Raw genomic sequence first — 22626 nt, forward strand, 5'->3', positions numbered from 1 at the left:
CGGGTCACTGGTCCAGGTTGTTGTCGATGGTCTTCGTCGCCGTCTCCCAGGCCTCCTTCGCGGACTTGCCCTTCGTGACGAGGATGACGCCGTTGTCCGTCAGACCCTGCTGGATGATCTGGTCCTTCGGGCCGATCACCTGGACCGGGATCTGCTTCGCGGCCTCGGCGAAGATCTCACCGATCGGGGCGTCGCCGGTCATGTCGTTCTTGGCGCCGGTGACCTCGGGGCTGTCGAAGGCGGCCTGCGCGCTCGGGAAGCTGCCCTGCACCTTGAAGAGCTTGGCCTGCTGCTCCGGCGCGGTCAGCCAGGCGACCAGCTTCTTGGCCTCTTCGACGTTCTTGCCGCTCTTCGGCACGGACAGGAAGGAGCCGCCCCAGTTGCCGGACTTGGGCGCCACGGCCACGTCCCACTTGCCCTTGGCGTCGGGCTGCGACTTGCCCTTGATGTAGCCGAGCATCCACGGCGGGCAGGCCATCGCGGCGAACTTGTTGTTGGCGATCGTCTGGTCCCAGGCCGGCTGGAACTGGGTCTGCGCGCCGACCAGGCCCTTCTCGGCCGCCTCGGCGGTCAGGTCGAAGGCGTTCTTGACGGCCGGGTTGGTCTTGTAGATGACCTTGCCGGAGGCGTCGTAGAACTTCTCCTTCTCACTGCTGAGGATCGCGTTGATCAGACCGCCGGGGGAGTCCATGAAGGTCGTGCCCTCGGGGCCGTTCTTCTTGTACCGCTCACCGACGTCGACGAACTTGTTCCAGTCGCCGGCCCACAGCTTGCCGACCTCCGCGCGGTCGCTGGGCAGACCGGCCTTCTCGAACAGGTCCTTGCGGTAGCAGATGGCCATCGGGCCGATGTCGGTGCCGAGGCCGATCGTCTGACCGTCCTTGGTGGTGGCCTGCTGCCACTTCCAGTCCAGCCAGTCGGCCTTGTTCACGCCCGAGACCTTGGAGAGGTCCTCCAGCTTGGCGGACTGGGTGTTGACGATCTCGGCGATGTTGCCGACCTCGACGGCCTGGACGTCCTGCAGGCCGCTGTTGGTGGTCAGGTGGTTCAGCAGCGCCGGGTAGTAGTTCTCGTTCCGTTCGACGACGTTCTCAGCGATCTTGATCTTCGGGTTCAGCTTCTCGTACTCGGCGTACAGGCCCGCTTCCTTGAAGCCCATGGTGCCGAAGAGCCCGAGCGTGATCGTGGTCTTGCCCTTGCCGCCGGACGACGAGCCGGAGCTGTCGTCTCCGCCGTCGTCGGCACAGCCGGCCAGCAGCCCGGTGCCCAACGACGCGACGGCCGCGAGGGCCAGCGCCTTGCGGGCGGTTCGGATGCGTGCTCGCATGTCGTCCTCCTGTTGCCCTGACGTGCCGACCCCCCGGCCAACTGCATTGTTGGACCCGTTTTTACTCGCTGCGGCTCGGGCGGGGAACGTGCGGGTTGTGTATGTGTCAGGTACTGTGGGAGCGCTCCCACCAGTGATGTGTTGAAGGTTCGCGGGTCGGAGCGGGGGTGTCAAGGGACCGGACAGGGAGAGATGCGTTCAGTTATCGGGACGTTAACTGGACCGGGACCGGCGCTCCTTGGGTGCCCGGTCGGCAGTATCAAGCCAGTCGGGCCCCGGCGGTACCGGTGCGCCGGGGCCGAAGCGGAAGGCCGGGGGCGGCAAGCCGTCGGTACCGGTCACCGGAGCGGACGGGCCTGTTAAATTCCAGGCCAGCCGCAGAGTGCGGGTCTGTACGGGAAGGCGGAGCCCATGGCAAGCCACGGAGCGCGGGGCCGAAGCGGTGGCCGTCCCACCCTCGAAGAGGTGGCGGCGCGCGCCGGTGTCGGCCGCGGCACGGTCTCCCGGGTGATCAACGGCTCGCCCCGGGTCAGTGACGCCACCCGCGCGGCCGTCGAGGCGGCGGTCGCGGAGCTCGGCTACGTGCCGAACACCGCCGCGCGCGCCCTCGCCGCCAACCGCACGGACGCGATCGCCCTCGTCGTGCCCGAGCCGGAGACCCGGTTCTTCGCCGAGCCGTACTTCTCCGACATGCTCAAGGGCGTCGGCGCGGAGCTGTCCGAGACGGAGATGCAGCTGCTGCTGATCTTCGCGGGCAGCGCCCGGGAGCGGCAGCGGCTCGCGCAGTATTTGGCGGCCCACCGGGTGGACGGCGTGCTGCTGGTCTCGGTGCACGCGGACGACCCGCTGCCCGACCTGCTGGCGCAGCTGGAGATCCCCGCGGTGATCAGCGGCCCGCGCTCGGCGGCGGAGACCCTGCCGTCGGTCGACTCGGACAACTACGGGGGCGCCCGCCAGGCCGTCGAGCACCTGCTCTCCCGCGGCCGGAGCCGGATAGCCCACATCACCGGCCGCCGGGACGTCTACGGTGCCCAGCGCCGTATCGACGGCTACCGCGCGGCGCTGAGCGGCGCGGGACACCAGGTGGACGAGACGCTGATCGAGGCGGGCGACTTCACGGAGGAGGGCGGCCGCCGCGCGATGGTGGCGCTGCTGGAGCGCCGGCCGGACGTGGACGCGGTGTTCGCCGCCTCCGACGTGACGGCGGCCGGTGCGCGGCAGGCGCTGCGCGAGGCGGGGCGCCGCATCCCGGACGACGTGGCGCTCGTCGGCTACGACGACTCGGCCATAGCGCGCCATCTGGATCCGCCGCTCACCAGCGTCCGCCAGCCCATCGAGGAGATGGGCCGCCGGATGATCGACCTGCTCCTCACGGAGATCGCCGACCGCCGCCCGCTCGCCTCCCGGGGGCTGGAGCGCCGGCAGCTGGTGCTGGCCACGGAGCTGGTGCCGCGGTCGTCCTCGTGACGTGGGGTGTCGCCGGTGAGCGGGTCAACGCCGGTTGCGCCGGGCGCCGTTGAGGGCGAGCGGACACGACGAAGGGGCCGGCCCGGTTTCCCGGGGCGGCCCCTTCGTCAGCGAGGGTGAGTGACGGGACTCGAACCCGCGGCATCCTGGACCACAACCAGGTGCTCTACCAGCTGAGCTACACCCACCATGACCGGCTTGGAGATCAGTGTGTTCCCCGACCGGCCGAGAAAAAGTGTACAGGGTCCGAAGGGGTGCTCGCGCCCGGCTTTCCGGGCGGCCCCCGACGGGCCCCTGGCGTACCTACTGAGCAGGCAGGACGTGCTTCGCCGCGATCGTCTTCGCGGTGTCGGAGTCGGGCCCGGGCTGCGGGACGAAGACGGCCTCGCGGTAGTAGCGCAGCTCGGCGATGGACTCGCGGATGTCGGCGAGTGCGCGGTGGTTGCCGTTCTTCTGCGGACTGTTGAAATACGCCCGCGGGTACCAGCGCCGGGCCAGCTCCTTGATCGACGACACGTCGACGATCCGGTAGTGGAGGTAGTCCTCCAGCGTGGGCATGTCGCGCAGCAGGAAGCCGCGGTCGGTGCCGACGGAGTTGCCGCACAGCGGGGCCTTGCCCGGCTCCTTGACGTGCTCCCTCACATACGCCAGGACCTGCTCCTCGGCGTCCTGGAGCGTCGTGCCGTCCGGCAGCTCGGCGAGCAGTCCGGACGCGGTGTGCATCTGACGCACCACCTCCGGCATCGTCTCCAGCGCCCGCTCCGGCGGCCGGATGACGATGTCCACGCCGTCGCCGAGCACGTTCAGCTCGGAGTCGGTGACGAGGGCGGCCACCTCGATGAGCGCGTCGTCCGACAGCGAGAGGCCGGTCATCTCGCAGTCGATCCACACCATGCGATCGTTCATGTGTCTAACCTTACGGCGCCCCGGCCCGGGCCGGACCGACCGTGCGGGGAATGCCGGGTGGGGGCGACGGGGACAGTGGGGCCCGAGCGGCGATCCCGGGCCGAGGCCTGCCGGGAAAAAGCCGCGGGGCCCGCGAAGAGAGATGCTCTTCGCGGGCCCCGTCGGCCGTTCACGTCGCGCTGCGCTGCCCCGGGAGGCTGGCCGACAGCGCCGGGGACGCTCCCACCGCGCTCGCGGCCGCCGTGCGGCGGGACTGGAGCGGGACGGGGTGCTCCGGGTGCAGCGGGGCCGGTGGCTGACCGGACGGGCCGGAATGTCCGCCGTGTCCGCCGTGTCCGGGGTGGCCCTGCATCCCGGACACGGGGCCGCCGGGCGCGGCCTCGGTGTCCTGCGGCCGCTCGCCCTGCGGGCGCCGGGCGCGGTACGCCGCCCGGTACGCCGCCGGGGACGAGCCCAGCTGCCGGCGGAAGTGGCCGCGCAGGGCCACCGGGGAGCGGAAGCCGCAGCGGCCCGCCACCTCGTCCACCGAGTAGTCCGACGTCTCCAGCAGGCGCTGCGCCTGGAGGACCCGCTGCGTGATCAGCCACTGCAGCGGCGCGCTCCCGGTCAGCGAGCGGAAGCGGCGGTCGAACGTACGCCGGCTCATGTACGCGCGTGCCGCCAGCGTCTCCACGTCGAACTGTTCGTGGAGGTGCTCCAGCGCCCAGGCGACGACCTCGGCGAGCGGGTCGGCGCCGATCTCCTCGGGTAAAGACCTGTCGAGGTAGCGCTCCTGTCCGCCGGCGCGGCGCGGCGGGACCACCAGGCGGCGGGCCAGGGCTCCGGCCGCCTCGTTGCCGTGGTCCGTCCGCACGATGTGGAGACAGAGATCGATTCCGGCCGCCGTGCCCGCCGACGTGAGCACGTCGCCGTCGTCCACGAAGAGTTCCCGTGGATCGACGTGCACGGACGGATAGCGCTTGGCCAGCGTCGGCGCGTACATCCAGTGTGTCGTCGCGGGGCGGCCGTCCAGCAGGCCCGCCGCTGCGAGGACGAAGGCACCGGTGCACAGCCCGACGATGCGGGCGCCCTCCTCGTGGGCGCGGCGCAGCGCGTCGAGCGCCTCGTCCGGTGGCGGAGAAGTGATCGAGCGCCAGGCCGGCACGACGACCGTGCCCGCGCGCGAGATCGCTTCCAGGCCATGCGGTGCGGTGAGTTCCAGGCCCCCTGTGGTCCGCAGTGGGCCGTCCTCGCCGCCGCACACCAGCAGGCGGTAGCGCGGCACGCCGGCGTCCTGGCGGTCGATCCCGAACACCGACAGCGGTATGGAACTCTCGAAGATGGGGCCGCCGCTGAACAGCAGCACCGCGACGATCTCCTTGCGGCGTCGCCCGGAAAGCTTCCGGGCCGCGGCTTCCGGCGCGGCAGTGGAGTCGTGGCTCATACTGCTAAGCCCCCCTCGGTGGTCGCGGCTCCTCGGTTGTGTCGCTCCTGCACGTTTCCCCTCGGTCCTGCACGAGTCCCCCGCCGTAGACAGTCAAGATCGAATCTACTGTGTCCCGTAGTGCCGCAGTGGCCGGTTCGGCACGCGGCACATTGTCGACTTGGCAACTTGGCGTGAAGCATTCGATCACGAAGCGTTGCACTCGTGGGGCGTGCAGGGAAGTGCGCCTTGTCGCGGTGGCCAATCCACGTAGGGTGCGCAGTGCCCCTGAGGCCCTTTCCGTGCAGGTCGAACGGGGGTTGGGGGGTGTTTCGGCAGGGGGATGCGGGGGTGCCGGAAGTTGGCTGAAAACCGACGTGCACGTGCACGGAAACCGGTCAACCGACCGGTGTATCCCCTCCAGTGTGCCGTCCGCCCCGGTGCGACCCCGTTCCGGTGCGCTGGTGCCGGCCCCGGTGCGGCGCCCGGTCCTCGGCGGCCAGCCGGGCGGCGCCGCGCTCCGACTGGCGCAGCAGGACCCGGCACGCGCCCGTGACGGCGGCGAGCCCGAGGGCGGTGCCGGCGGCTCCGGCGAGCGAGGTGCCGAAGGCGAGGAGCACGACCGGGACGAGCAGGCAGCTGAAGGCCGCCCAGCGGACCACCTCCGTCACGCCGTCCCGCGGCGGCGGGGTCGCGCGGCCCGCCTCGGAGGCGGGGCGGGGTCCGGACATGGCGTGCTCCCTGTGGCGTGGCTCACGGGGTTCAACGCGCGGCCGGGACGTCGGTCACTGTGCGGCCGGATCACCCCCACGGGTAAGTGAATCCTGTGCAAACCGCCTGTACAGCGCAGCAACCATTGCGTTACGGGCGTCGCCTCGTGCATGCTCCCTGGAACCCGCACGCACGGCGGGCGGGATCTGGGCTAAGGAGGCGTGCCGCCGTACCCTTGGGGGTATGGGGTTGGGAAGACCATTCCCGGACACAGCTCCGCCGCACAGTGTTGTCCCACCCATTAAAGGATCACAACGCCGAGACAGCCATGGCCGGTCACGAATTCTTCGAACCCGCGGACCGCAAGCGGCCCGTCGCCGATCCCACGGCGGCCGAGCCCCTGGCGGCGGAAGAGCCACGCCACTCCTGCGATCCCGCCTTCAAGCACGGGGTCGTGGTCGGCTTCGACGGCTCCACGTCCAGTGAGCGCGCCCTGGCGTACGCGATCGGCATGGCCCATCGCTCCGGTTCGGGCCTGATCATCGTCCATGTCGCCAACCGGCTGCCGACCACCGTGTGGGCCGGCTGTGAGCCGCCGGTGTTCGTGGACGTGCCGGACCACCGCACGGAGGTGCTCGGTCTGGAGCTGGCCTGTGCGGACTACCTCGCCGAGGTGCCCTGGATCCTGGTCGAGCGCGGCGGCGACATCTGCCACGAACTCGAAGAGGTCGGCCGGGAGTACGAGGCCGACGCGATCGTCGTCGGGTCGACCCACGGCATCGTCGGGCGGATCTTCGGGTCCGTCGCCGGGCGGCTCGCCAAGCGGGCGCAGCGGCCCGTCGTCGTCATCCCCTGACGGCAGCCCCTGAGGGGCAGTCAACTTCCTTCGTGCACGCGTGAATCTACTCACGCGTAGAGGTGTTTGTGCTCTTGTGAAGGGCATATACGGGACACCGCACCACTGCACCTGCACGAAGGGAGCCCGCCGTGGACAAAGACGTCTCCGCGGGAAGCGGAATCACCACCGTGGCCGGTCGACTCGCCCTCGCCATCACCCTGTTGGCCTTCGGACTCGCGCACACCGCCGTGATCGACGGCGTGTCGGCGGCTGACGCCGCGTCAATCGCCCAGTACGTGGGCGGAGTCGCCCTCTTCGTCGCCGGGCTGGTGGCCCTGCGCGAGGGTGACGCCGCCGGTGGGACGGCGTTCTCGGTGCTCGGGGCGCTGTGGTTCACCTGGGCCGTGACCGAGGTCGCCTCCGGCAACGAGGCAGGGCTGTTCCTGCTGTTGTTCGCCCTGGTGGCGCTGTCCCTGACGCTGGCGGGCGGGGATCAGCTCGGGCGGGGCGTGTACGGGCTGTTCTTCGTGTCGCTGCTGCTGCTCGCGGTCGCCGCGTTCGCGGAGAACGACGGGCTCGCGAAGGTCTCGGGCTGGTTCGCGGTCGCCGCGGGTGCGGTGGCCTGGTACGCCGCGACGGCGGCGTTGGCGCACTGGCCGACGGCGCTTCCACGGCGCGCTGCGGGCCGGGGTGTGACGGCCACCGGTTAGCTGCGCCGGCCGGGGAGTTGGGCGGCTTCCCGGCGATGAAACGGACCCCCCGTGCGTGGTGGCAGCACGTGGGGGTCCGTCCTCGTTGTTCGGCCTGTGCAGGTGCGTGGGGGTTGTTCGCGCAGTTCCCCGCGCCCCTGACAAGAAGGCCTCTACTCCACCGTCACGGACTTGGCCAGGTTGCGGGGCTTGTCGATGTCGCGGCCGAGGGCCAGCGCGGTGTGGTAGGCGAGGAGCTGGAGCGGGATGCCCATCAGGATGGGGTCGAGCTCGTCCTCGTTCTTCGGGACGACGATCGTCTCGTCGGCCTTCTCCTGGTGCTGGTGGGCCACCGCGAGGATCCTGCCGCTGCGGGCCTTGATCTCCTCCATGGCGGCGCGGTTCTTCTCCAGCAGGTCGTCGTCGGGGACGATCGCGACCGTGGGGAGGGCCGGCTCGATCAGGGCGAGCGGGCCGTGCTTGAGCTCGGAGGCGGGGTAGGCCTCGGCGTGGATGTAGGAGACCTCCTTGAGCTTCAGGGAGGCCTCGCGGGCCACCGGGTAGCCCCGGACACGGCCGATGAAGAGCATCGAGCGGGCCTCGGCGAACTGCTGGGCCAGCTTCTTGACGTCCTCCTCCTGCTCCATGATCTCGGCGATCTGCGCGGGCAGCTTGCGCAGGCCCTCGATGATGCGCTTGCCGTCGCGGACCGACAGGTCACGGGTGCGGCCGAGGTGCAGGGCGAGCAGGGCGAAGGCGACCGTGGTGTTGGTGAAGCACTTGGTGGAGACGACGCAGACCTCGGGGCCGGCGTGCACGTAGATGCCGCCGTCGGCCTCGCGGGCGATCGCCGAGCCGACCACGTTCACCACGCCCAGGACGCGGGCGCCCTTGCGCTTCAGCTCCTGCACGGCGGCCAGGACGTCGTAGGTCTCGCCGGACTGGGAGACGGCGACGTAGAGGGTGTCGGGGTCGACGACCGCGTTGCGGTAGCGGAACTCCGAGGCGGGCTCCGCGTCGGCGGGGATGCGGGCCAGCTCCTCGATCATCTGGGCGCCGATCATGCCCGCGTGGTACGAGGTGCCGCAGCCGAGGATCTTCACGCGGCGGATCCGCCGGGCCTCGCGGGCGTCCAGGTTCAGACCGCCGAGGTGCACGGTGGAGAAGCGGTCGTCGATGCGGCCGCGCAGCACGCGGTCCACGGCGTCGGCCTGCTCGTGGATCTCCTTGTGCATGTAGGTGTCGTGGCCGCCCATGTCGTAGGAGGCGGCCTCCCACTCGACGGTGGTGGGCTCGGCGGTGGTGCGGGTGCCCTCGGTGGTGTACGTGCGGAAGTCGTCGGCCTTGAGGGTGGCCATCTCGCCGTCGTCGAGGGTGACGATCTGGCGGGTGTGGGCGACCAGGGCGGCGATGTCCGAGGCGACGAACATCTCCTTCTCGCCGATGCCGAGGACGACCGGGGAGCCGTTGCGGGCGACGACGATGCGGTCGGGGAAGTCGGCGTGCATCACGGCGATGCCGTAGGTGCCCTCGATCAGCCGGAGGGTCTCGCGGACCTTGTCCTCCAGCTTGGTCGCCTGCGAGCGGGCGATGAGGTGGACCAGGACCTCGGTGTCGGTCTCGGAGAGGAACTCGACGCCGTCGGCCTCCAGCTTGCGGCGCAGGTCGGAGGCGTTGTCGATGATGCCGTTGTGGACGACGGCGACCTTGCCCTCGGCGTCCAGGTGCGGGTGGGCGTTCACGTCGGAGGGGGCGCCGTGGGTGGCCCAGCGGGTGTGGGCGATGCCGGTCGTGCCCTTGAAGCGGGCCGGGACCTTGGCCTCCAGGTCGCGCACGCGGCCCTTGGCCTTGACCATCTTCAGGCCGGAGGTCTTCGGGGACGTGACGACGATGCCCGCGGAGTCGTAGCCGCGGTACTCCAGGCGCTGCAGGCCCTCCAGGAGCAGGGGCGCGACGTCACGCTTCCCGATGTAACCGACGATTCCGCACATGTATACGTATTCCTAGCCGTAGACGATGCGCCGCAGCTGCCGGAGCGAGAGCTCCGGCGGGGCCACCGCGCGGTATTTGAGGTCCGCCTCGATCCGCTCGAAGATCGCCGCGTTCACCAGGCCCTGGGCCTGGAGCTCGCGGTGGCGGCGACGGACGTACTCCTCGGTCGTCTCGTCGAAGTAGGCGAGCACGTCCTGGATCACACGCAGCGCCTCGCCCCGGCTGAGGGCGGTGGACCGCGTCAGATGATCAACGAGTTCGTCGTGCACTCGCTAGATCCTGAGGCACCGGCGGCTCTTTCGCAAGAATTCTGCCCGCTTTCGGGCAAGCCCCTGCAGGGATTCCTTGGGGGAACGTTGAACGGCTCATGAGGGCTTGTTCGTGAGGCGTCCATCGGGCAGCCCGCATCCCGTTGCCCGAGGCGTCGATTTTTGGTCGCCATGGACACTCCTCGTATGGGCGTACCCGAGCGGCTCGCCGAGCGCATGAGCATGGCCGAGCAGCACGAGTACCTGCGCGCCCGGTTCTCCCGGCGCACGATGATCAGAGGCGGCGCCGTGACGCTCGGCGCCGTCACGGGTGGCGCGTTCGTGCCCGGCGCCACCGCCCGGGCCGCCGTGCCCACCGCCCGCACCGCACCCGCCACCGAGGCCGTCGACGGCGCGCTCGTCGCCCCCTTCGGCCGCCACCTCGCCTACGGCGCCGACCCGCGCACGGAGATGACCGTCTCCTGGCAGGTCCCGGTCGCCGTCCGGAAGCCCTTCATCCGCATCGGCGCCCACCCCACGGACCTCTCCCGCAGAATCGACGCGGAGGTCCGCACCCTCTTCACCCCCGCCGGTGTCGGCGCGAGCGGGAACCACACCCAGTACTACGTCCACGCCCGGCTCACCCACCTGCGCCCGGGCCGGACGTACTACTACGGCGTCGGCCACCAGGGCTTCGACCCGGCCGAGCCGCACCTGCTGGGCACCCTCGGCACCTTCACCACGGCCCCCGCCCACAAGAAGCCGTTCACCTTCACGGCCTTCGGCGACGAGGGCGTCAGCTACCACGCCCTCGCCAACAACAGCCTGCTGCTCGGCCAGAACCCGGCCTTCCACCTGCACGCCGGCGACATCGCCTACGGCGACCCGGCCGGGCAGGGCCGGGCCGACGACACCGGCTTCGACGCGCGCGTGTGGGACCAGTTCCTCGCCCAGACCGAGTCCGTCGCCAAGTCCGTGCCGTGGATGCCCGCCTACGGCAACCACGACATGGAGGCCTGGTACGCGCCCCACGGCTACGGCGGCGAACAGGCCCGCTGGACCCTCCCGGACAACGGACCCGACCGGAAGAACCTCCCGGGCGTCTACTCCTTCACCTACGGCAACACGGCGGTCATCGCGCTCGACGCCAACGACGTCTCCTTCGAGATCCCGGCCAACCTGGGCCTGTCGGGCGGCACCCAGACCAGGTGGCTGGAGGCGCAGCTCAGGAAGTACCGGGCCGCGCACGACATCGACTTCGTCGTGGTGTTCTTCCACCACTGCGCCTACTGCACCTCCACCGCACACGCCTCCGAGGGCGGGGTGCGCGAGGAGTGGGTGCCGCTGTTCGAGAAGTACACGGTCGACCTGGTCATCAACGGCCACAACCACCAGTACGAGCGCACCGACGTGATCAAGGGCGGCAAGGTCGTCAGGAAGCTCCCGATCGGCGGCACCGCCTATCCGGAGACCGACGGCGTGGTCTACGTGACGGCCGGTGCGGCCGGCCGCAGCCTCTACGCGTTCAGCGCCCCGCAGTCCTACGAGGGCAACGAGCACGAGGTGGACTCCGTGGCCTCGTTCGTCAACGTCGAGGGCGGCAAGCGCGACGAGACCGTCGCCTGGTCCCGGGTGCGCTACCTCGACTACTCCTTCCTGCGCGTGGACGTCACCCCCGCGCCGCAGGGACGCCTCGCCACCCTGACGGTGCGCGGCATCGCCGAGACCGGGGAGCGGGTGGACCACTTCACCGTGGCCCGCCGGGCGAAGTGACGTCGTAGCGCCGCGGCGGGAGTCACATCCGCTTGAGGACCGCCTGCTTGGCCAGCGCGAACTCGTCGTCCGTGAGCACGCCCGTGCGGTGCAGCTCACCGAGCTCGCGCAGCCGGCGCAGCAGGGCGTCGTGGTCGTCCTCGGCGGAGACGACCGGGGGAGAGGGCAGCTCCGGTCGCGCGTCCGCCACGCCGTCGGCGGTCCGGGCCGGGTGCACAAGCCTGGCCTGGACCGCCGCCGCGACCAGTGCCATCAGCGGGTCCTTCTTGAAGCCCCACAGCTCCACGGCGTTGGGGTCGTACTTGGGTGGTGTGCTGGTCGGCGCGTTCCGCACGGCGAAGCGGAGGTAGCCGTTCTCCAGGCCGACCGCCGGATGCCACTCCACGCCCGTGACGTCGGTGAGGGCGAGCGTGCGGGCGCCGGCGGCGGCCTTGGCGTCCTCCGTCTTCCAGTTCCACTCCAGGCGTATGCGCTCGCCGTCGAAGCTCGCGGTGCCGTCCCCGGCGGAGACCGACAGCGGCACGGCCGGGCCCGGCAGCAGGTACTCGGTGACCGGGCCGGACGGCACCTGGTCCAGCAGCAGCGCGTTGCGGACCTCGTCCGTGAAGTACTCGGCGACCCCGTAGCGGTCGGACTCGACGATCAGCTGGTACGGGTCGTGGGGCTCGGTGAGCCGCCCGCCGGTCGCGTGCAGCAGCGGGTCGGCGCCGTCGCGCAGGCGCAGCCGCAGCCGGCCGCTCTTCTTGCCCTGCTCCAGCGAGATACCCGCCAACGCCCCCAGCGGGACGATGAGTTCACCCAGTTCCCTGCGCAGCAGACTGACGTTCTTGTCGCGCCCCGGGGTCAGCCGCAGGGCGTCGCCGTCGAAGATCCACGAGCCGTCCTTCTGGATGATTTCCGCCATGGGGTGGATTGTTTCACCCAAGTCCCGGGATAGTGGTCCAGACCTCTTGGAGCTCAACGGCTCACGGAAGGGACGGTTTTGTGAGAGACGGTCTTGTCAGACAGCGCCACAGAACACTTCGCCTTCTCGGCTCGCTGCTGCTCGTCGCGGTGGGCGTCGGCGTCACCCAGGCCGCCCCGGCCCGGGCGGCGGACCCCACCCCGCTCGACCGGGTGGTGCCCGCACCGGCCTCGGCCGAGCCCGGCGGCGCCCCGTACCGGATCACCCGCGGGACGCACATCCGCGTCGACGGCTCGCGGGAGGCGCGGGGCGTCGCCGAGTACCTCGCGGACCTCCTGCGGCCCTCGACCGGCTACCGCCTGCCGGTCACCACGCACGGGCGCGGCGGCATCCAGCTCCGGCTCGCGCACGGCGACTTCGGCCCCGAGGGCTACCGCCTGAACAGCGACGCCCGCTCCCTCACGATCAGTGCGAAGACCTCCGCGGGCCTCTTCCACGGCGTGCAGACCCTGCGCCAGCTGCTGCCCGCGGCCGTCGAGAAGGACACCGTGCAGCCCGGGCCCTGGCTGGTCGCCGGCGGCACGATCGAGGACACCCCCCGCTACGGCTGGCGCGGTGCGATGCTCGACGTCTCCCGGCACTTCTTCACCGTCGACGAGGTCAAGCGCTACGTCGACCAGCTCGCCCTGTACAAGTTCAACAAACTGCATCTGCACCTCAGCGACGACCAGGGCTGGCGCATCGCCGTCGACTCCTGGCCGCGCCTGGCCACCCACGGCGGCTCCACCGAGGTCGGCGGCGGACCCGGCGGCTACTACACCAAGGCCCAGTACAAGGAGATCGTGCGGTACGCCGCCACCCGCCACCTGGAGGTCGTCCCCGAGATCGACATGCCCGGCCACACCAACGCCGCCCTCGCCTCCTACGCCGAGCTGAACTGCGACGGCGTGGCGCCTCCCCTGTACACCGGCACCGAGGTCGGCTTCAGCTCGCTGTGCGTCGGCAAGGAGATCACGTACGACTTCGTCGACGACGTGATCCGGGAGCTGGCCGCGCTCACCCCGGGCCGGTACCTGCACATCGGCGGCGACGAGGCGCACTCCACCAGTCACGAGGACTACGTGAAGTTCATGGACCGGGTGCAGCCGGTCGTCGCCAAGTACGGCAAGACGGTCGTCGGCTGGCATCAGCTCACCGGGGCCACTCCGGCGAAGGGGGCGCTCGCGCAGTACTGGGGCCTCGACCGGACGAGCCCCGAGGAGAAGGCGCAGGTCGTGAAGGCCGCGCAGAGCGGGACCGGGCTGATCCTGTCCCCGGCGGACCGGGTGTACCTCGACATGAAGTACACCAAGGACACACCCCTCGGGCTGTCCTGGGCGGGATACGTCGAGGTGCAGCGGTCCTACGACTGGGACCCGGGGGCGTATCTGCCCGGGGTGCCGGCCGGTGCCGTGCGGGGCGTGGAGGCGCCGATGTGGTCGGAGACCCTGGAGAACTCCGGGCAGATCGAGTTCATGGCGTTCCCGCGGCTGCCGGGGGTGGCCGAGCTGGGGTGGTCGCCGGCCGCCACGCACGACTGGGAGCGGTACAAGGTGCGGTTGGCTGCGCAGGCCGAGCGGTGGGATGCCCTGGGGATTCAGTGGTATCGGTCGCCGCAGGTGCCCTGGGGGGCCGCCGGGCAGTGATGCGGGTGCGGGTGAATGGGGGCTTGTCGCGCAGTTCCCCGCGCCCCTGAAAGAAGGGCGATGACAGGCACCCCGGAGGACCGTACTCCGGGGTGCCTGTCCGTCCGGGTCAGAACTCCGCGATCGGGTTCTTCAGGCTGCCCACCAGCTGGAGGGCGCCGGACGGGTCCGACAGGTCGACCATCTGCTGGTTGTTGCGCAGTTGCAGGCGGTTCAGGCAGGACAGGGCGAACTCGGGGGCGAACATGTCGTACTGCTTGAACCTGTCGGCCAGTTCGGGCGTCGACTCCTGGTAGGCGCGGGTGACCTCCGCGACCGTGCGCCAGAAGTCGTCCTCCTGGAGGATCCCCTCGGTGGCGAGGTTCGCCGCGAGGAAGCGGAAGAAGCAGTCGAAGACGTCCGTGAAGATCGACAGGAGTTTCTTGTCCTCCGGGACCTCCACCCGCAGCCGCTCCACCGTCGGCGGCAGCACCGCGTCCGGGTCCATGACCGCGATCTCCTCGGCGATGTCCTTGTAGATCGCCCGCTGCACGACCCCGTCCTTCAGCACGAGGATGACGTTCTCGCCGTGCGGCATGAAGACCAGGTCGTAGGCGTAGAAGCTGTGCAGCAGCGGGGTGAAGTACGCCTGGAGGTAGCGGCGCAGCCACTCGGTGGGGGCGAGGCCCGACCGCTGAATCAGGGCGCCCGCGACCGAGGCTCCCTCGTGGTCGACGTGGACCAGCGAGGCCATGGTGGCCAGCTGCTCGCCCTCCTGGAGGGACGGCACCGGGCTCTCCCGCCACAGCGCGGCCAGCATCTTGCGGTACGGCGAGTACCGGTCGGTCGCCTGCTCGTACTCCAGGTGCCGGTAGCCGACGGCCGCGCGCTCGCGGATGATCGACAGGCCCGTGGCCTTCAGCACCGGGTCGCCCTCGATGAGCTGGGCCAGCCAGTCGTTGATCGCCGGGGTGGCCTCCATGTAGGCGGCCGAGAGACCGCGCATGAAGCCCATGTTGATGACGGACAGGGCCGTCTTCACGTAGTGCTTCTCCGGGCTCGTCCGGTTGAAGAACGTCCGGATGGACTGCTGGGCCAGGTACTCGTCGTCGCCCTCCCCCAGGCACACCAGGTGCCGGCGGGCGACCTCGGCGGCGAAGGTGACGGAGAGCTTGTTCCACCACTGCCAGGGGTGGACCGGGATGAGCAGGTAGTCGGCCGGGTCGAGGTCCTGCTCGCGCAGGACGGCGTGGAAGCGCTCGACGGTCTCCGCGCCGAGCTCCTCGCGCAGGAACGACTCGTACTCGATGCCGACGCCGGCCGTGAACGCGGCACGGGAGCGGTGGGCCGCCAGCCAGACGAGCCGGACCGGGCTCGCCGTCTCGGGGGCGTACGCGAGGTACTCGTGGATGCCGAAGCCGAGCCGCCCGTTGTTGGCCACGAAGCAGGGGTGGCCCTCGGTCATCGAGGTCTCGACGGTCTGGAAGTCGGCGCGGGCCAGCTCGGCCGCCGTGGTCTGCGGCTTGGTGAGCTTGTAGCAGGTGCCGGACAGGGTGGAGGAGATCTCCTCCAGGTACACCGGCAGGATGCTGTCGCTCAGGCCCAGGGACTTCCGCAGCTCGATGAAGAAGTCCAGCGCGGCGAGGGGGAGTTCGGCGCCGTCCCGGTGGCGGGTGATCGACTCGGCGTCGACCTGCCAGTGGTCCAGGGCACGGACCGTCGCGGCGAAGGTGTACCGGGTCAGGCCGTCGTCGCTGCGGACGACGTAGGTGCCGTCGGCGGTGGCCTCCGGCGTGATCAGGCGCTCGTGCGCGAACTCGGCGAGCGCCTTGCGGATCAGGAGGCGGTTGGCCCGCGCCCAGCGGTGGGGGGACAGATGCGCCACGGCGTCGGACAGGGTCATACGGCTACTCCTCGGGCGGCCAGGAACTGTGCGCGGGTGCAGAAGCTCAGCAGCGCGCGCTTCTCCGGCTTCTGGATCTCACGCTCGGGTACGAACCCGACGGCCTCGTTCAGCGCGTGGACGGCCTTGTTGTCCACGTCGGGCTCCACGACGACACGCTCCACCGCCGGGTCCTCGAAGAGGTGCTCCATCACGGCGGTGATGACGGACCGGGTGAAGCCGCGCACGGGCGTGTCGGTCGGCGGGGTGAGGAAGTGCATGCCGATGTCGCCCGGCAGCGGCTCGTACAGGCCCACCAGCTCGCGGTGGGCCGGGTCGTACTTCTCCATCAGGAAGGCGGGGACACCGTCCTGGAGGCCGAGTTCGGCGTGGTGGTGCTCGTCGGCCGCGATCTCCATGTAGGCGCGCTCGACGTCCTCCAGTCGTGCGTCCTGCATCATCCAGAACGCGGCCTTGGGGTGGGTGACCCAGGCGTGCAGGAGCTCGGCGTCGTGCAGCGGGTCGAGGGGGCGGAACGTGAAGGTCATACCGAGAACTCCTGGAACGCGATCGTCTTCTCCACCGGGTAGTACTCGGTGCCGAGCAGCTCGCGGATGATGTACGCGTTCCGGTAGGGGCCCATGCCCAGGTCGGGGCTGGTGATGCTGTGCGTGTGGACACCGGCGTTCTGCAGGAAGATCCCCCGGCCGGTGACGTCGATGGCGTAGTTGCGCGCCACGTCGAAGTTGCCGTGGGAGTCGTAGCGCAGGCGGTCGCGGACCGGCTTGAGGAACTCCGGCTCGGCATAGCGGTAGCCCGTGGCCAGGATCAGGCCCTCGGAGGTCAGCTCGAAGTCCTTCTGCTGCTCCTCCTGGCGGAAGGACAGCGTGTACGTGCCGTTGTCGTAGCGCGCCGCGTTCAGCGAGGAGTTGGTGAGCAGCCGCGTCGGGACCGGGCCGCCGAGGTTCTTCTGGTAGAGCAGGTCGAAGATCTCGTTGATGAGGTCGCCGTCGATGCCCTTGAACAGGCCCTTCTGCTCGGCCGTGAGGCGGTAGCGGGTCGCCTCGGGCAGCTCGCGGAAGTAGTCGACGTACTCGGGGGACGTCATCTCCAGCGTGAGCTTGGTGTACTCCAGCGGGAAGAAGCGCGGGGAGCGGGTCACCCAGTTCAGCCGATAGCCGTGGACGTCGATCTCGCCGAGCAGGTCGTAGTAGATCTCGGCGGCCGACTGGCCGGAGCCGACCAGCGTGATGGAGTCCTTCTTCTGCAGCTCCGCCTTGTGCTGGAGGTAGCGGGAGTTGTGGATGAAGTCGCCGCCCAGGCCCCGGCAGGCCTCGGGGATGTGCGGCGGGGTGCCGGTGCCGAGGACCAGGTGGCGGGCGCGGTGGATGTCGCCGGCCGTGGTCTTCACGACGTAGACGTCGTCCTCGAAGGTCACCTCCGCCACCGTCGTGCTGAAGCGGATGCTGCTCAGCTTGTTCGCGGCCCAGCGGCAGTAGTCGTCGTACTCGACGCGCAGGGGGTAGAAGTTCTCCCGGATGTAGAACGAGTACAGCCGGCCCTTCTCCTTCAGGTAGTTCAGGAAGGAGTACGGCGACGTCGGGTCGGCGAGGGTGACCAGGTCCGACATGAACGGCGTCTGCAGGTGGGCGCCGTCGAGGAACATCCCCGCGTGCCACTCGAAGTCGGGCTTCGACTCCAGGAAGACGCCGTCGAGTTCGGCGATGGGCTCGGTCAGGCAGGCCAGGCCGAGGTTGAACGGGCCGAGCCCGATGCCCACGAAGTCGTGGACGGCGGTCGGGTTGTCAGGACGCGCGGTCAAGGGATTCTCCCAGGTACTGCTCGGCGTGGCCGGCGATCAGGTCGAGGACGGCGGCGATGTCGGACGCCTGCGTCTCGGGGTTGAGCAGGGTGAACTTCAGGTAGTGGCGGCCGCCCACCTTGGTGCCCGCGACGATGGCGTCACCGGAGGCGAACAGGGCCTTGCGGGCGTAGAGGTTGGCGCGGTCGATCTCGGCGGGGTCGGTGACGTTCGCCGGGATGTAGCGGAAGACCAGGGTGGACAGGCTCGGCTCGACCACCACGTCGAAGCGCGGGTCGGCGGCGAGCAGCTTCCAGCCCTCCCGGGCCAGCGCGCACACCTCGTCGAAGAGCTGCCCGATGCCGTCGGCGCCCATGGTGCGCAGCGTCATCCACAGCTTGAGCGCGTCGAAGCGGCGGGTGGTCTGCAGGGACTTGTCCACCTGGTTGGGGATACGTTCCTGCACCATGCGGCGCGGGTTCAGGTACTCCGCGTGGTAGGTGGCGTGGCGCAGCGTCGCGGCGTCGCGGACCAGCACGGCCGAGGAACTCACCGGCTGGAAGAAGGACTTGTGGTAGTCGACCGTCACCGAGTCGGCGCGCTCGATGCCGGCGATGCGGTCGCGGTGCTTGAGCGAGGCGAGCAGACCGCAGCCGTAGGCGGCGTCGACGTGCATCCAGGTGCCGTACTGGGCGACGAGTTCGGCGATCTCGGGCAGCGGGTCGATGGAGCCGAAGTCGGTGGTGCCGGCGGTGGCGACGACGGCCATGGGGACGAGGCCGTCCCGCGCGCAGCGCTCCAGCTCCCGGGCGAGGGCGACGGTCTGCATGCGCTTGTCGTGGTCGACGGGGATCGACACCACGGCGTCCTGGCCGAGGCCGAGCAGTTTCGCGGACTTCTTCACGCTGAAGTGGCTGACCTCGGAGGCGAAGATGCGCAGCTTCGCCAGGTCCTGGGTCTTGGCCTCCTCGCGGGCGAGCAGCAGCGCCTGGAGGTTGGACTGGGTGCCGCCGGAGGTGAACACGCCGTCGGCGTTCTCGCCGAGGCCGATGCGGGCCGTCGTCCAGTCGATCAGTTTCCGCTCGATGAGCGTGCCGCCGGCCGACTGGTCCCAGGTGTCCAGTGAGGAGTTCACGGCGGACAGGACCGCCTCGCCCAGCACGGCCGGGATGACGACCGGGCAGTTGAGGTGGGCCAGGTAGCGCGGGTGGTGGAAGTAGATCGCGTCCCGGAGGTAGACCTCCTCCAGTTCGTCGAGCACCGCGGTGGTGTCGTGCAGCGGCTGGTCGAGGTCGATCCCGTCGATGCGGGGAGCGAGGGCGTCGACGGTGACGCCGGTGAACGGCCGGTCGGTGGCGGCGAGTTTGGCGGCCACCCGCTCGACTCCTTCGGTCACGGAGCGGCGGTACTGCTCCGCGGTGGTGTCGTTGAGCAGGTGCGAGCGCATGTGGGGGTCCTCCGGTGGGGACAGTCCGGTGCGGGACAGGGGCGGGCTGCTCCGCATTCAACTTAGGTAAGCCTAACCTAACTTCGATCACGCGAAACCGGGCCCTGCCGTGACCGTGGTCACTCACGTCACTCGGGACGCTCCGGCCGGCAGGGCGCGACGGCCGCGGACGCGGCCTAGCCCTCGGCGCGCAACTGCTCCTCGGTCACGCCACGCCGCCAGTAGCCGACGAACGTGATCCGCCGCCGGTCGATCCCGCGCTCGCGCACGAAGTGGCGGCGCAGCTCCTTCACGCAGCCGGACTCGCCGGCGATCCAGACGTAGGGGTGCTCCGCGTGCGGGAGCCGGGCCGCGCGCAGGGCGTCGAGGGCCATGGGGGACCCCTCGGCGCCCTCCCGCTCCCGGACGAGCCAGGTGATCTCGGCGTCGGCCTCGGTCACCAGGTCCTGGATGTCCCCGGCGTGCGGGACCTCCAGCCAGATTCGGGCCCGGGTGCCGGCGGGCAGCGACTCGACGATGGCCGAGGCGGCCGGCACGGCGGTCTCGTCGCCCCAGACGACCACGAGGTCGGTGTCCTCGGGCGGCCGGAAGCGGATCGCCCGGTTGTCGGCCACGGCCGGGCCGAGCAGCAGCACCCGGTCCCCGGTACCGGCCCGGGCGGCCCAGCGGGAGGCGGGGCCGGCCTGGACCGAGGCGCCCGGCTCGATGCCGTGCAGGGCGAAGTCGACGTCGATCTCGTCCGGGTCCCGGCGCAGCGCGCGCAGCGTGTACGACCGCATCACGGCCCGTACGTCGTCCGGGAGTTCGCGCCAGCCCTGCCACCAGCCGTCCCCGAGCTCCAGCGGCACGACCGGCTCGGGCTGTCCCGGATGCGGCAGGAACAGCGACAGCGACTGGTCGCGGCCGTCGGAATGGAAGGCGTGCAGATCGGGCCCGGTGAAGGTGACGCGGACCAGAGACGGCCCGAGCCGCCTCGTCCGCGCGACCTGGAGGGAGAAGAAGCGGAACGGGGCGGCTACGGCGGTGGTCATGGATGGGCTCCTGAGTCGTCGTCAGGGGATGGGGGTGCGCCCCGTCCGGGGCACGGGGAACGGCGCGCGCAGCCACGTCGGGCCCGCCCTCGCGGGCCCCGGCGCGTTCCCCCCGGCGCCGAGCGCCTAGCTGACCTTCTTCGCGGTCTCGATGGCCTTGGCGAGGTTCTCCACCAGCGGCACGCACTTGTCGTAGGACAGGATCGGCTCGGCCGAACGCGCGATGACCTGACCGGCCTTGACCGCGGGCAGCTTCTTCCAGGTCGCCTCGGTGATGTCCGCCGGCTGGATGGCGGAGGAGCGGTCGTCCATCATGATGATGTCGGCCTGGTACTTGTCGACGTTCTCCCAGCTCAGGCTCTCGAACCAGCCGCCGCCCTGGGCCTTGGCCTTCTCCGGCGGCTCGACGAAGTTCACGCCGAGGGCCTTGAAGTACTCCAGGTCGATGGAGAGGTTGGTGCCGGAGACGTAGAACAGCTCCTGGCTCGCGGAACCGGCCATCACCTTGATGTCGGGGTGCGCCTTGGCGGCCTTGCGCAGCCGCTCGGAGGCCTCCTCGAAGCGCTTCTTGGCGTCGGTGGCCTTCGCGGACTTCATGTCGCCGCCGAGGGACTCGGCCAGCTCCCACATGCGCTGCAGCGGGGCGGTGATCTGCCGGTCGTAGACGGAGATGCCGACGCTCGGGGCGAGCTTGGCGATCTTGTCCTTGGAGGCCTCGGGGACGTACCAGAGGGTGCCGGCGTCGTCGAACATCGTGGAGATCAGCACGTCGGGCGCGAGGGCCGCGTACTTCTCGACGTTGAACTGGTCCCAGGTGTTGCCGAGGATGGTCACCTTGCTGATGTCCATGTCGCCGGCCTGGACGTCGGCCTTGCCGTCCTGGGTCTTGGTGGGGCCGAAGACGCCCTTCACCGAGACGCCGTAGTCGTACAGGGCGGCGGCGACACCGGTGAACGCCACGATGTTCGCGGGGGCCTTGTCGAGCTTGACCGTCTTGCCGCGGTCGTCCTTGAAGGACCACGGGCCGGACTGGGCACCGGCCGTCGATTCCGAGCCGCCGTCCTTGGAGTCCTCGCTGCCGCACGCGGTCACGAGGGCGCCGAGTCCGAGTGCACCACCGGCGGCGAGGAGGCCGCGGCGGGAGAAGCGGGCGGTTCTGGCGTTCGACATGGCTGGGTCTGCTTTCATACGTACGGAGCCACTGCGGGCGCGACGGAGAGCCGCTTGGCTGGAATCAGGCTTAGGTTAGCCTAACCTCAGATCTTGTCCAGGGGGGCCCTGGTATCCGTGCCCGAGGGCGGGGGCGGACATGCGAACGGGCGCAGTGATCCACATCACCGCGCCCGTGCGCGACCGCCCCCGGCGGATGGCGCCGCAGGTCAGCCCGCCAGCCCCAACTCCCGCGCGATCAGCATGCGCTGGACCTCGCTCGTGCCCTCGCCGATTTCCAGGATCTTGGAGTCGCGCCACATGCGGGCGACCGGGTACTCGTTCATGAAGCCGTAGCCGCCGTGGATCTGGGTCGCCTCGCGGGCGTTGTCCACCGCGACCGTGGAGGAGTGGAGCTTGGCGAGGGCCGCTTCCTTCTTGAAGGGGTCGCCGGCGACCAGGCGGGCCGCCGCGTCGCGCCAGGCCAGGCGGGCCGTGTGGGCCTTCATCTCCATGTCCGCGATCTTGAACTGGATCGCCTGGTTCGCGGCGATCGGCTTGCCGAAGGCGTGGCGTTCCTTGGCGTACTTGACCGACTCGTCGACGCAGCCCTGCGCCAGCCCCGTCGCCAGGGCGGCGATCGCGATGCGGCCCTCGTCGAGGATGCGCAGGAACTGGGCGTAGCCGCGGCCCTCCTCGCCCAGCAGGTTCGCCGCCGGGACGCGGACGTCCGAGAAGGACAGTTCGCGGGTGTCCGAGGCGTTCCAGCCGACCTTGGAGTAGGGGGCCGCGACCGTGAAGCCGGGGGTGCCCGACGGCACGATGATCGAGGAGATCAGCGGCTTGCCGTCCGGCTTGCGGCCCGTGACCGCCGTGACCGTGACCAGGCCCGTGATGTCCGTGCCCGAGTTGGTGATGAAGCACTTCGTGCCGTTGATGACCCACTCGTTCGTCGACTCGTCCAGGCGGGCCGTCGTACGGGTCGCGCCCGCGTCGCTGCCGCCGTCCGGTTCCGTCAGGCCGAACGCGCCCAGCAGTTCGCCCGAGCAGAGGCGGGGGAGCCACTCCCGCTTCTGGGACTCCGTGCCGTACAGATGGATCGGCATCGCGCCGAGGGAGACGCCGGCTTCCAGGGTGATGGCGACCGAGGAGTCGACCCGGGCCAGTTCCTCCAGGGCCACGCCGAGGGCCAGGTAGTCGCCGCCCATGCCGCCGTACTCCTCCGGGAACGGCAGGCCGAACAGGCCCATGCGGCCCATCTCCCGGACGATCTCGTACGGGAACTCGTGACGCTCGTAGAAGTCGCCGATCTTGGGGGCCACGACCTCGTGTGCGAACTCCTCGACGGTGCGGCGGAGTTCCTCCAGCTCGGCGGGAAGGCGGTAGTCCATGGTG

The 22626-nt window shown here is 70.3% G+C and carries 19 protein-coding genes and 1 tRNA gene; 5 read left to right on the forward strand and 15 right to left on the reverse strand.

Annotated elements, in window-relative coordinates:
• Nucleotides 1–4: 4 nt before the first annotated feature.
• A complete protein-coding gene (locus ACIGAQ_RS10300) occupies nt 5–1327 on the reverse strand; it encodes an extracellular solute-binding protein (protein ID WP_311688126.1) in 1323 nt (440 codons plus the stop codon).
• A 411-nt stretch (nt 1328–1738) separates the two neighbouring features.
• Here ACIGAQ_RS10300 and ACIGAQ_RS10305 point away from each other — a divergent pair, with 411 nt between their 5' ends.
• A complete protein-coding gene (locus tag ACIGAQ_RS10305; RefSeq protein WP_399781121.1) occupies nt 1739–2794 on the forward strand; it encodes a LacI family DNA-binding transcriptional regulator in 1056 nt (351 codons plus the stop codon).
• A gap of 115 nt (nt 2795–2909) precedes the next feature.
• Here the strand turns inward: ACIGAQ_RS10305 and ACIGAQ_RS10310 are convergent.
• The 4 genes from ACIGAQ_RS10310 to ACIGAQ_RS10325 all read right to left on the reverse strand — a co-directional run bounded on the left by ACIGAQ_RS10310 (nt 2910) and on the right by ACIGAQ_RS10325 (nt 5833).
• Nucleotides 2910–2982, reverse strand: a tRNA-His gene (locus ACIGAQ_RS10310).
• 115 nt (nt 2983–3097) lie between these two features.
• Nucleotides 3098–3700: an oligoribonuclease gene (gene orn, locus ACIGAQ_RS10315; RefSeq protein WP_311688128.1), complete on the reverse strand. Its 603-nt coding sequence runs from the start codon at nt 3698–3700 to the stop codon at nt 3098–3100.
• Nucleotides 3701–3869: 169 nt separating this feature from the next.
• Entirely contained in the window at nt 3870–5123 is a 1254-nt protein-coding gene (locus tag ACIGAQ_RS10320; RefSeq protein WP_399781124.1) for a helix-turn-helix domain-containing protein, read from the reverse strand.
• A 377-nt stretch (nt 5124–5500) separates the two neighbouring features.
• On the reverse strand, nt 5501–5833 hold the full coding sequence (locus ACIGAQ_RS10325; protein WP_311688130.1) for a hypothetical protein: 333 nt from the start codon (nt 5831–5833) through the stop codon (nt 5501–5503).
• 308 nt (nt 5834–6141) lie between these two features.
• On the opposite strand from ACIGAQ_RS10325, the gene ACIGAQ_RS10330 reads away from it, so the two are divergent.
• Both ACIGAQ_RS10330 and ACIGAQ_RS10335 read left to right on the forward strand, forming a co-directional pair.
• On the forward strand, nt 6142–6669 hold the full coding sequence (locus ACIGAQ_RS10330; RefSeq protein ID WP_031114250.1) for a universal stress protein: 528 nt from the start codon (nt 6142–6144) through the stop codon (nt 6667–6669).
• A 131-nt stretch (nt 6670–6800) separates the two neighbouring features.
• Nucleotides 6801–7361, forward strand: coding sequence for a GPR1/FUN34/YaaH family transporter (locus ACIGAQ_RS10335; RefSeq protein ID WP_362275129.1), 561 nt, complete (start codon nt 6801–6803; stop codon nt 7359–7361).
• A gap of 152 nt (nt 7362–7513) precedes the next feature.
• Here the strand turns inward: ACIGAQ_RS10335 and glmS are convergent, their stop codons facing one another.
• Nucleotides 7514–9331 carry a glutamine--fructose-6-phosphate transaminase (isomerizing) gene (gene glmS, locus ACIGAQ_RS10340; RefSeq protein ID WP_311688132.1) on the reverse strand — a complete coding sequence of 606 codons (1818 nt, stop codon included), beginning with the start codon at nt 9329–9331 and terminating at the stop codon, nt 7514–7516.
• A gap of 12 nt (nt 9332–9343) precedes the next feature.
• A complete protein-coding gene (locus ACIGAQ_RS10345) occupies nt 9344–9601 on the reverse strand; it encodes a hypothetical protein (RefSeq protein ID WP_031130491.1) in 258 nt (85 codons plus the stop codon).
• Nucleotides 9602–9787: 186 nt separating this feature from the next.
• Here ACIGAQ_RS10345 and ACIGAQ_RS10350 point away from each other — a divergent pair, with 186 nt between their 5' ends.
• On the forward strand, nt 9788–11353 hold the full coding sequence (locus tag ACIGAQ_RS10350; protein ID WP_399781129.1) for a fibronectin type III domain-containing protein: 1566 nt from the start codon (nt 9788–9790) through the stop codon (nt 11351–11353).
• A 22-nt stretch (nt 11354–11375) separates the two neighbouring features.
• Here ACIGAQ_RS10350 and ACIGAQ_RS10355 read toward each other — a convergent pair whose 3' ends face one another.
• Nucleotides 11376–12257: a DUF4429 domain-containing protein gene (locus tag ACIGAQ_RS10355; RefSeq protein WP_399781132.1), complete on the reverse strand. Its 882-nt coding sequence runs from the start codon at nt 12255–12257 to the stop codon at nt 11376–11378.
• A gap of 80 nt (nt 12258–12337) precedes the next feature.
• Between ACIGAQ_RS10355 and ACIGAQ_RS10360 the strand changes: the two genes are divergently transcribed.
• Nucleotides 12338–13942: a beta-N-acetylhexosaminidase gene (locus ACIGAQ_RS10360; RefSeq protein ID WP_399781135.1), complete on the forward strand. Its 1605-nt coding sequence runs from the start codon at nt 12338–12340 to the stop codon at nt 13940–13942.
• Nucleotides 13943–14051: 109 nt separating this feature from the next.
• On the opposite strand, the gene ACIGAQ_RS10365 is transcribed toward ACIGAQ_RS10360, so the two are convergent.
• From ACIGAQ_RS10365 to ACIGAQ_RS10395, 7 genes are all read right to left on the reverse strand, one after another.
• Nucleotides 14052–15824: an IucA/IucC family protein gene (locus ACIGAQ_RS10365; protein WP_399781138.1), complete on the reverse strand. Its 1773-nt coding sequence runs from the start codon at nt 15822–15824 to the stop codon at nt 14052–14054.
• Nucleotides 15821–16351: a GNAT family N-acetyltransferase gene (locus tag ACIGAQ_RS10370; RefSeq protein WP_399781141.1), complete on the reverse strand. Its 531-nt coding sequence runs from the start codon at nt 16349–16351 to the stop codon at nt 15821–15823. The genes ACIGAQ_RS10365 and ACIGAQ_RS10370 overlap by 4 nt, the downstream gene beginning before the upstream one ends.
• Nucleotides 16348–17625, reverse strand: a complete 1278-nt coding sequence (locus ACIGAQ_RS10375; RefSeq protein ID WP_399781144.1) for a lysine N(6)-hydroxylase/L-ornithine N(5)-oxygenase family protein — start codon at nt 17623–17625, stop codon at nt 16348–16350. The genes ACIGAQ_RS10370 and ACIGAQ_RS10375 overlap by 4 nt, the downstream gene beginning before the upstream one ends.
• On the reverse strand, nt 17609–19051 hold the full coding sequence (gene desA, locus ACIGAQ_RS10380) for a lysine decarboxylase DesA (protein ID WP_311688139.1): 1443 nt from the start codon (nt 19049–19051) through the stop codon (nt 17609–17611). Before desA ends, ACIGAQ_RS10375 begins: the two co-directional genes overlap by 17 nt.
• Nucleotides 19052–19227: 176 nt before the next feature.
• Nucleotides 19228–20082, reverse strand: coding sequence for a siderophore-interacting protein (locus ACIGAQ_RS10385; RefSeq protein WP_399781147.1), 855 nt, complete (start codon nt 20080–20082; stop codon nt 19228–19230).
• 126 nt (nt 20083–20208) lie between these two features.
• Nucleotides 20209–21252: an ABC transporter substrate-binding protein gene (locus ACIGAQ_RS10390; RefSeq protein ID WP_399781150.1), complete on the reverse strand. Its 1044-nt coding sequence runs from the start codon at nt 21250–21252 to the stop codon at nt 20209–20211.
• Between the two features lie 209 nt (nt 21253–21461).
• Nucleotides 21462–22622, reverse strand: a complete 1161-nt coding sequence (locus ACIGAQ_RS10395; RefSeq protein WP_399781153.1) for an acyl-CoA dehydrogenase family protein — start codon at nt 22620–22622, stop codon at nt 21462–21464.
• Nucleotides 22623–22626 lie beyond the last annotated feature (4 nt).

It is taken from the genome of Streptomyces sp. NPDC085932 (assembly GCF_044540525.1).
GTDB lineage: Bacteria > Actinomycetota > Actinomycetes > Streptomycetales > Streptomycetaceae > Streptomyces > Streptomyces levis.

Bases quoted from the DNA above. Each gene is read 5' to 3' on its own strand.
- ACIGAQ_RS10365 (WP_399781138.1), bottom strand. From the start codon at position 15,824: ATGACCCTGTCCGACGCCGTGGCGCATCTGTCCCCCCACCGCTGGGCG.
- ACIGAQ_RS10325 (WP_311688130.1), bottom strand. From the start codon at position 5,833: ATGTCCGGACCCCGCCCCGCCTCCGAGGCGGGCCGCGCGACCCCGCCG.
- ACIGAQ_RS10370 (WP_399781141.1), bottom strand. From the start codon at position 16,351: ATGACCTTCACGTTCCGCCCCCTCGACCCGCTGCACGACGCCGAGCTC.
- ACIGAQ_RS10355 (WP_399781132.1), bottom strand. From the start codon at position 12,257: ATGGCGGAAATCATCCAGAAGGACGGCTCGTGGATCTTCGACGGCGAC.
- ACIGAQ_RS10350 (WP_399781129.1), top strand. From the start codon at position 9,788: ATGGGCGTACCCGAGCGGCTCGCCGAGCGCATGAGCATGGCCGAGCAG.
- ACIGAQ_RS10305 (WP_399781121.1), top strand. From the start codon at position 1,739: ATGGCAAGCCACGGAGCGCGGGGCCGAAGCGGTGGCCGTCCCACCCTC.
- ACIGAQ_RS10395 (WP_399781153.1), bottom strand. From the start codon at position 22,622: ATGGACTACCGCCTTCCCGCCGAGCTGGAGGAACTCCGCCGCACCGTC.
- glmS (WP_311688132.1), bottom strand. From the start codon at position 9,331: ATGTGCGGAATCGTCGGTTACATCGGGAAGCGTGACGTCGCGCCCCTG.
- ACIGAQ_RS10330 (WP_031114250.1), top strand. From the start codon at position 6,142: ATGGCCGGTCACGAATTCTTCGAACCCGCGGACCGCAAGCGGCCCGTC.
- desA (WP_311688139.1), bottom strand. From the start codon at position 19,051: ATGCGCTCGCACCTGCTCAACGACACCACCGCGGAGCAGTACCGCCGC.
- ACIGAQ_RS10300 (WP_311688126.1), bottom strand. From the start codon at position 1,327: ATGCGAGCACGCATCCGAACCGCCCGCAAGGCGCTGGCCCTCGCGGCC.
- ACIGAQ_RS10390 (WP_399781150.1), bottom strand. From the start codon at position 21,252: ATGTCGAACGCCAGAACCGCCCGCTTCTCCCGCCGCGGCCTCCTCGCC.
- ACIGAQ_RS10385 (WP_399781147.1), bottom strand. From the start codon at position 20,082: ATGACCACCGCCGTAGCCGCCCCGTTCCGCTTCTTCTCCCTCCAGGTC.
- ACIGAQ_RS10320 (WP_399781124.1), bottom strand. From the start codon at position 5,123: ATGAGCCACGACTCCACTGCCGCGCCGGAAGCCGCGGCCCGGAAGCTT.
- orn (WP_311688128.1), bottom strand. From the start codon at position 3,700: ATGAACGATCGCATGGTGTGGATCGACTGCGAGATGACCGGCCTCTCG.